Below are 8,778 nucleotides of genomic sequence, written 5' to 3'. Positions count from 1 at the left end.
CGCTTACCAATGAAGTATTGGTAGGTCAGACCTCGAAGTTTGCGGTAGAGGTACAAGCCACTGCGCTTACTTGTGCGAGTCAGCCTGCAGGAAAGATTACCGCTAAGTTCTTGGATCCTACGGTACCAAATCCGAAGATACAACTCTTCAAGTACAAGACAGATGGTACGGAGGATACTAGCTTCCCAACGAAGACGAATGCTACAGGAGAGTTCAACAACTTAGCAGCAGGAAAGTATAGGGTAGAGCTTAGCTATGAGCATTCCAGAGTGGGTAACATACGTTGTGTGGTGAAGCGAGATGTAGAGGTAACCTCTCCAGAGCCTATAGAAGCATCTATAGGAGTGGTGAAGGACAACAGTTGTACCAACAATGGCAAGTTCCTCTTGCGAGTGAACTGGGTCAGAGGAGGTAGACCTGGATATAGCTTTATGTCTACTTCTGGAGCAAACGGTTATGTTACCACTAGAGAATTCTATGTGGATGGAGGTAGTGAAGCGAATCCTAAGATAAAGGTATATGTAAAGGATGGCAATGGATGTATAGCAGAGTTTGAGGTAATGGCTAAGAAAGCGTTAGTGAAGCCAACACTTACGGCTACACCAGTTACCTATGACTGTGGAGGTAATGGTAGCTTTACGGTAACGCCAACTACACCAACGGGCAAGACTTATACCTATGAATATAGTTTAGATGGAGGCGCACGCCAGACTCCAAATGCAGGAGATGGCATCCGCTATACAGGTTTGACAGGCAAGGCAGCACCTTATGTGGTACGTGCTTTCTATAAAGAGCCAAGTACACATCCTATTAATGAATTGTACAATGCCACCTTTGGTGATTTGGAACGATTGGATGATAGTGATGGAGCGCCAGTGGGTATAGGATCAGCCAAGGCAACAGGAGTTTTGGTAGCGGGTACCCATGTATTGACCAAGCAATTGCCAAGCAGTGCGACATACCGCAGTGAAGCGGGTACAGGTCGTTACTATGCGATACATGCAGCTCCGGGCAACATGCAGTTGTATGTAAAAGACATAGAGAATGTAGTGAAGTTGCGCACCATGACGGTGAAGTTCAGATACATCAACTTAGGAAAGAACCATCTGGCAGCCTCTAGTGTACCACTTAAGGTAACCTTAGAGGTAGAGAATCCATCGGGAGGAGGAGCGACACGTTTTTCTAAGACCTTACCAGCGGCGACACAGTCAGAAGGCTGGAAGGAAGGCGAGGTGACCTTTGACGAGCTTATAGGATTCAACCAGAAGGATAAGGTACGTTTGATCATAGAATCGATGGTGAACAATGCGGTAGTGGGCTTGGATAACATCAAGGCAACCCAGCCTACGGAGACCTGCCAGGTAGGAGAATCTATTTCGGTACAGGTAGTTCCTAACCGAGGTTTCTCGGCTACGATCACTCAAGTAGAACCACCTAAGTGTCATGGAGGCAATGGAAAGATTTATGTGAAGCTAAGCAATCCTAAGGCAGGTAGTACCTATACCTACCAGCTTTCAGGAGGAGCCTTTAGAACCACGCCATTGGTAGGCACTGATAAGTTAGAGATAGAAGCTCCCATAGGTGTTCATACCTTAAATATACGTATGATAGATACGGATGGTAGCTATTGTCAGGTAAGTACCAGTGATAGGGCTACGGTAGTGGATATACCACAGATGGAGATAGAAGACCTTACGATCAATCCTAAGGGTTGTGTGGCACCTTATCTTACAGCGGGAGCTACGGTGAAGGTAATCAATGGAAATGGGTCATACACCTTGCAGGCGAAGAAGCCATCGGATCCAGACTTTGTGGATATAACAACTGCTGCTGATTGGACAGGTAATGTAGGGGAAGGTAAAGGTTTGGTAGATAACATGACTTACCGATTCAGAGTAAAAGACGCCAATGGCTGTTTGACTCCAGAGGTATCCTATTATGTACCAGCGAAGATAGAGGTGACTGCTACTGCCAATGGTACGTTGTGCTTGGCACCGAGTGGTACAGGAACCATTATGGTAGAGGCGCTTACAGGTAATGGAGGCTATGAATTTGAGCTTGATGGAAATAATAATTGGTTAAGTGATCCAGCCAACCCGACTCAATATGAGTTTGATGGTTTGGCACCAAGAGCGAACGCTTATAAGATACAAGTAAGAGACCGCTTAGGATGTAAGTTACCTGCACCGATAGAAATCACCATTAGTGATGCATTGGAAGTAGGACATACCTCAGATAACCAATTTAAATGTGCACAAAATGCACAAGAATTTATAGAGATAGCAGTCAAAGGAGGAACGAAGATATCGGGAGGATATACAGTAGAGTGGAAACGTGGAGGTCAAGCCTCTGATCCAATGGGTTATAATCCGATGTCGGACAATGATGGAGGTAATGTAGTCTTTGGTACGCCTAATGTGGGAGCAATAACCAAGTATGGAGTTACGATAAAGACACAAGGGGTATATCACTTCCGTGTGACAGATGCTAGAGGCTGTGAGCAAATCACCTCAGAGGAAGTGGTAGCTGAGATACCATCCTTTATAGCCTCACCAGGGTTATCGGGCAGTGAGATCAACTGTGCGGGCTCATCAGATGGGGTAATAGGAGTATTCAATGGCTCAGTATACCTACCTATAGAGACTGCGATAGATAGAACCAAAGGGGTAGCCCCTTATACGATAAAGATATACGAATCAGATGCATCAGGCACTAAGGGAAATGCGCTTGCAGCCGCCAAATGGAATGGTCAAGGACTTGCCAAGGGTTACTACTTAGTAGAGCTTTCAGATGCGAAGGATTGTAAGGCATACCAATTGGTAGAGGTAACAGAGAAGCCAGCTCCAACACTTAATGTTTCAGATAAGAAAGATGTTCGTTGTGAGACTTTGGTTAGTAAGTTAGGGGAAGTAAGACTTACCTTTAGCACTACTTTGTTAAGCAACTATCGTTTGGGCTTATATAGAAAGGATAATGGTGGTAATCTGATAGGTTTGGCACAGATGCATCCTAACAGTGGTGCCAAGGCAGCTAAGGAGGACTTTACTAATAGTACTTCAGGAACATTCCTTTTTGAAAACCTTCTTGAGGGAGATTACTATCCAGCGGTGGTAAACCTCAGCACAGGCTGTATGGTAGAAGGCGCTAAGATACGTATTGATGGTACGTCCTTGAAGGTGAAGCGTGTATCACAGACCGTAATAAACTGTAACACGAATAGAGTAAAATTCGAGTTCAGAGAAGACGGAGCTGCCATAGATGAGACCCAATTACGATTGGCTATTTATGATGCAGGGCTTGCACATGGAGCACAGCAGTGGGTACCTACGGCTTCTTATCAGACCTCAGGAACAGGAAACAATAAGAAGGTAACGGTAGAGATAGATTTACAAGCAGGTATAGATTACTCTGTTGTAGCTAACTATAGAGGTTGTATAACCATAGTTAAGCCAGAGAACCACCCTGTATTTACGGCTCCAATTACAGAGAATCGCAAACCGAACCTTTGTGGAACGGAATTGAGATTGGATTACACCGTAACAGGATTGACAGGAGTGACAAGTATAGATTGGGAACTCTATCCATACCCATTGAATATAGCTAATTCACCACTTGCAGGTCGTATAGCCAACGGAAGTGCGGGAGTGACTGCAGGTAAGGCAGATATTCTTCAAACAATAACCTCAGGGGTACAAGAAGGTAAGCGTTATGTACTTTTGGTAAAGAACAATGCGCTTCCGAACTGTGTGATAGGCAGTAAGAACTTTATGGTCAACAAATCACCACAGCCACTAGCGATGGTAGATGTAGAGCTTATCAAGAATGCTTCTTGTAATGCTACGGCACAGGTACGAATCAAGGTGAAGGAAGGTACGCCACCTTATCGTTATACGATCACCACATCAAATACAGATCCGAGGACAAGTTGGGGTGAGGCAGAGATAGTAACGACCAACAGCCCTGAGTTAGTGTTGGATAAGACCTTTGAAACGGCTGATAAGAAGATAAAGGTAGTAACCCCATCACCACCAGGTCAGCAAACATGGTATGTACATGTGAGAGATGCCAATGACTGTCATGTAAGCCAACAGGTGGATATCAAGGAAGATAAGACACCACACATAGACAGTGTAGAGATAGAGAACTTATGTGTACCAGGTACGGAATATACCGTATTGGTGAAATTGAGTCAGGTAGGTCGAGGCTTACACTATTACACAATCAAGCCTGCCGGAGGCGTAGAATCGGCTAAACAACCTTTACCGATTGTAGAAGAGAGTCCAGGGGTGTATGTAGGACGTATCTTTAGGGCATATGCTGATGCTTCAGCTCGTGAGATCAAGGTTTATGATCAGAATGTATGTCCATCAGACAATACCGCACAGCTTCTTTTCACTGGTAAGCCAGCCTTTAACTTGTCAGTAAGTAAGCCTATTACCTGTCAATCAGGTAGCGCGGGCAATGGAGAGATAAAGATAACGAATATAACCAATGTGACTATCCCAGCACATAGCTATGTCTACCGACTTCTAAGAGAGGTAACAGGAAGTGATGTAGTGGTAGTGAATGATACATCATTGGGATCTACTGCAGACTTTACTATACCAGTGAGTGAGGCAGGTAAATATAGGTTAGAGATTGTGGATGTGAAGTATCCAGACTGTCCATTCTCTCGTACAGTTACTGTAAGGGAGAAGGTATTACCGATATTGCTTTTGCAAACCTATGCTGATTCTAAGTGTTTCAATCCAAATGCGGAATTAGGAGAGGTAGATGGTGGAGGTATGGCCACATTCTTGGCCTCACCAGAGACCCAGCTGCCTATGAAATATACAGTGAAGGAAGCCCGTTATGCGGATGATAATACAGTGATTACTTTAGCTGCGGCTTCATTGACTCATTATACAAATGTTACTGCTAGCAATGCGAAGGTAACGATAGATCCATCAGGTCGTAAGGTAACCTTCAAGGGCTTGTACGGACATGTGCGAGGGGTGATCTACACTATAGAGGTGGAAGGAGCCAACGGATGTAAGGCAACAGCAGAGGTGAAGATCTATGGAGTGAAGGAAATAACGGCTGATATGACGCAATCTCAGGCTACTCAGTTCAAGTGTAGTGCAGATCAGGAGTTGGTAGCTAAGCTTGAGTTACCAGTTACGGCAGTAACGGGAGGTAGTGGTGTGTATCGCTTTACCTTACTCAAGGGAAGTACTCCAGTGACGGGTAATATAGACCTTCTAGAGCCTAAGTTCAGTATAGATGATGAAGCCGGAGGAACTTATACCCTACAGGTAGCAGATGCACAATATAGTTGTTCACCTAAAACCTTTGCATTCCCAGCCGATAGAGCGATAGATCCATTTGTAAAAGTTACACAAGTAACCGCTACGGAGGTGAAGGATATCACTTGTAATGCCGGAGAAGATATAGCGGTATCAGCTACCCTCTCTCCAGTACCGACCAAGGATGTACGTATTAGCTTATCGCTAAGAAATGTAGCAGATGGCTCTCACCAGAGTCAGATAATTACAGCGGGATCAGGAACAGCTACGGTGAGTCATACCTTCACAGGTGTACCTATGGGTAACTACTCGGTGGTAGCTACCAATGAGGAAACAGGTTGTGTGGTGTATGGAGATACATATAAGGTACAAGATCCGAATACATTCTCCTTGACAGCGACCTTAGAGAAACCGGTGAAGTGTTATGGAGACAATACAGGACAGATCACCTTCACTTTGGCGGACTTAGACTTGGAAAATAGTGGAGGCGTGGATCAAGCCACTCAAGGCTTTGTAGTGGATATAACAGGTATTACAGATCCTGCTTATACCCAACGAGTAACAGCACCAACAGGACAAGCTACAGTGGACTTTAGCACATTGCCTTATGGAGCTTATACAGCGGTGGCTACCTCAACCAGTACAGGCTGTGTAACGAAGATACCGGCGAACTTTACCATACGTCAGGCAGATCAGCCAATAGCTGTAACAGCGAAGTTGAAGGTGCCAGATGATTGTAGTGCGACAGGTAGTGGAGAGATATCGATAGAAGTTGTAGGAGGGGTAGTACCTTATAAGATTACCATGACAGGTGACAATGGCCATACGCAGGTAGCACAAGAGGTATATAACCGTTGGCTCTTCACGGGAGTACCGGGAGCGAATGCACCAGGAGCGAAGTTTGACTTCCGAATAGAAGATGCTTGGGGTTGTGATCAGACCTTCCAACAGGTAGTGAAAGATGTGGTTAAGCCAGATCCGATAGACTATGATCCGCCAGTGATACCGATGGTATCTTGTAAGGGTGTGGAAGATGCTTATTTGAAGATAGAGAATACACGAGGAGGTGCTTATGATGATCCGACAGCAGCACAGCCTAAGACAACGTACTATTATGAGTTGTACCACTCAGAGCGAGGTGCGATACGTCCATTACAGACTAGCAATGAGTTCTTTAATTTGCCTGCGGGTAACTATACCTTGGTGGTAAGAGATCGTTGGAACTGTACTAAGGAACAACAATTTACCATAGCCAACCCACCAGAGGTGAAAGTAACTAAGACAGATGCTTCAGCCCTAGTATGTTATGGAGATACAGGACATGTGAAGGTAAATGTAACTGGAGGAACGCCAACAGTACCTAAGGGTTCACCATCGGGTACACCAGCGGAGCTTATTTATAGCTTAGAATTGGTAGAGGCAGATACGGATGTGGTAGTGAAGACTTACCCAGATGTAAGGACAAGCATGTTGCCATATACGATCAATGGACTCACCCCAGGGGTAAACTACCGTGTAAGAGCTAGTGATGGTAAGCAGTGTCCAGGAGCCTCAGACTTGTTCTCCTTGACGGCAGCACCGAACTTAACTGTGAAGGCTGCTTATGAGGATACCTGTTCAGATAATGCTTATGATGGTAATGTAGTGATCACCTTTGATGATGCTACGGTGGATTATGCTAAGATGCGTTACTCCTTTGATGGAGGCACTACGCGCCATGCCTTTGCTACAGGCTCAGGTCAGGGAGCGCAGGTGAGAATCAACCGCAGTCATGCCAGTGTGAAACCATCGTCTTTGCCACAGACAATTAAGCTCTATTATAGTGATGCTTCCACCACATGTGAGGGAGAAACCAATCCGGTGGTAATACCAGTGGTAGAGAAGTTAAGCTTGATCAAAGACCCATCGACTGTACCAGGACTTAATGAGTTAAGACTCTTAGGAAAGAATGGGGTACCGGATTATGTATTCTACTTCAATGGGGTACATAAGGGTAATGAAAGTACTTATATAGTACGCGTACAAGACCCAGAGGGAGTGGATCCGAGCGATAATAAGCTTAAGAAGCGAATAGAGGCGAAGGTAGAGGATAGCAAGGGTTGTACGGCTCAAGAGGTATTCTATGTGGATTATGTAGATATAGAAATACCACGTTTCTTTACTCCTAACGGAGATGGAGAGAATGACACATGGTCACCACGTAATATCCAGCAGTATCCAAATATCCTCACTCAGATCTATGACCGTTATGGTCGCTTGCTCAAGGAACTCACCAATAGAGATACTTGGGATGGTACTTACAATGGTAAGGCACTACCAACGGGCGACTACTGGTATATCATCACCTTGGGTGAAGAAAATGATCAAAGAGAGTTCAAAGGACACTTTACACTATTTAGATAGAAAGAGTGATTAGTTCTTAGTGGTTAGTAATTAGTATCTAACCACTAGTAACTAACCACTAACAACTAAAAACTAACCACTAGCTACTAACCACTGACCACTGACAACTAAAAGAATTAAAAAAGGAATAATGAAAAAACTAGCGTTATACATATGTGTGCTATTTGGCATGCCGAGTGTGATTGGGCAAGAATTGCAGTTACCTGCGGGGAATCAGTACTTAGCCGACAGTGAATTTTTGATTATGCCCACTTATGCGGGTATAGGGAACAATGTACGAGTGCGCCTATCGGCTACTAGCCAATGGGTAGGTATTAAGGAGGCACCTGATTACCAGAGCTTATCGGGAGATATGCGATTGGGTAACCGCAGTGGATTGGGCTTGTCCTTGTATAACGACCGTAATGGCTACACCAAGCAGATGGGTGGTAAGTTCACTTTCTCTCACCACTTGACATTGGATAGTTATGACAGTCATTTTGTGTCGTTTGGTATCTCATATATAGTGAATTCTTTTCGTATAGACATAGACAAGTTCACCGATGCGGGACGTCCTATGGCGGACTTGGGGGTAACGGATAACCGTTCTACGATCAACCATAACTTTGAGGTGGGTGTACTCTACCGCTATAAGGGGATATTTGCGAGTCTTTCGGCTACTAATATCCTAAATAAGAGCAAGGAGATGTTTGATATCAAGGAGCCTACGAACTTGAGGAATTACAACCTTTATGCGGGTTATCGTTATAAGAAGAATCCTAGTAGCAACTGGGAGTTGGAACCTTCAGTTTTTGCGCAATACTTAGAGGGGGATGGTCGTTCTATAACGGATGTGAATCTGAAGTTCCGTTGGTTTGATTATGAGGACTATTACTGGGCAGGAGCTACGGTTCGTCTTATCAATGATCAGGTGTTCAAGCCACTGAGTGTGGGACCTATGTTAGGGCTTAAGAAAGGCGTATTTTACTTCGCTTATGGCTACGGTCTTAACCTAAACGCTATACGCTCCTATAACTCAGGTACCCACATGATTACCCTCGGTATAGACATGTTCCAAGGTATCGGTGGTTGTAACTGTACTGAAAGATAA

2 protein-coding genes are annotated in these 8,778 nt (G+C 44.6%); both read left to right on the top strand.

The window, feature by feature from the left end; translation table 11 throughout:
- The first annotated feature begins 17 nt into the window (after positions 1-17).
- Entirely contained in the window at positions 18-7,688 is a 7,671-nt protein-coding gene (locus Q0625_RS01255) for a T9SS type B sorting domain-containing protein (RefSeq protein WP_298823093.1), read from the top strand.
- 130 nt (positions 7,689-7,818) lie between these two features.
- Positions 7,819-8,778 carry a type IX secretion system membrane protein PorP/SprF gene (locus Q0625_RS01250; protein WP_298823092.1) on the top strand — a complete coding sequence of 320 codons (960 nt, stop codon included), beginning with the start codon at positions 7,819-7,821 and terminating at the stop codon, positions 8,776-8,778.

It is taken from the genome of uncultured Capnocytophaga sp., assembly GCF_938029845.1.
In the GTDB taxonomy this organism is placed as follows: Bacteria; Bacteroidota; Bacteroidia; order Flavobacteriales; family Flavobacteriaceae; genus Capnocytophaga.
Note: the sequence above shows the minus strand (reverse complement) of the source record. Positions and strands in the feature narration are given on the sequence as shown.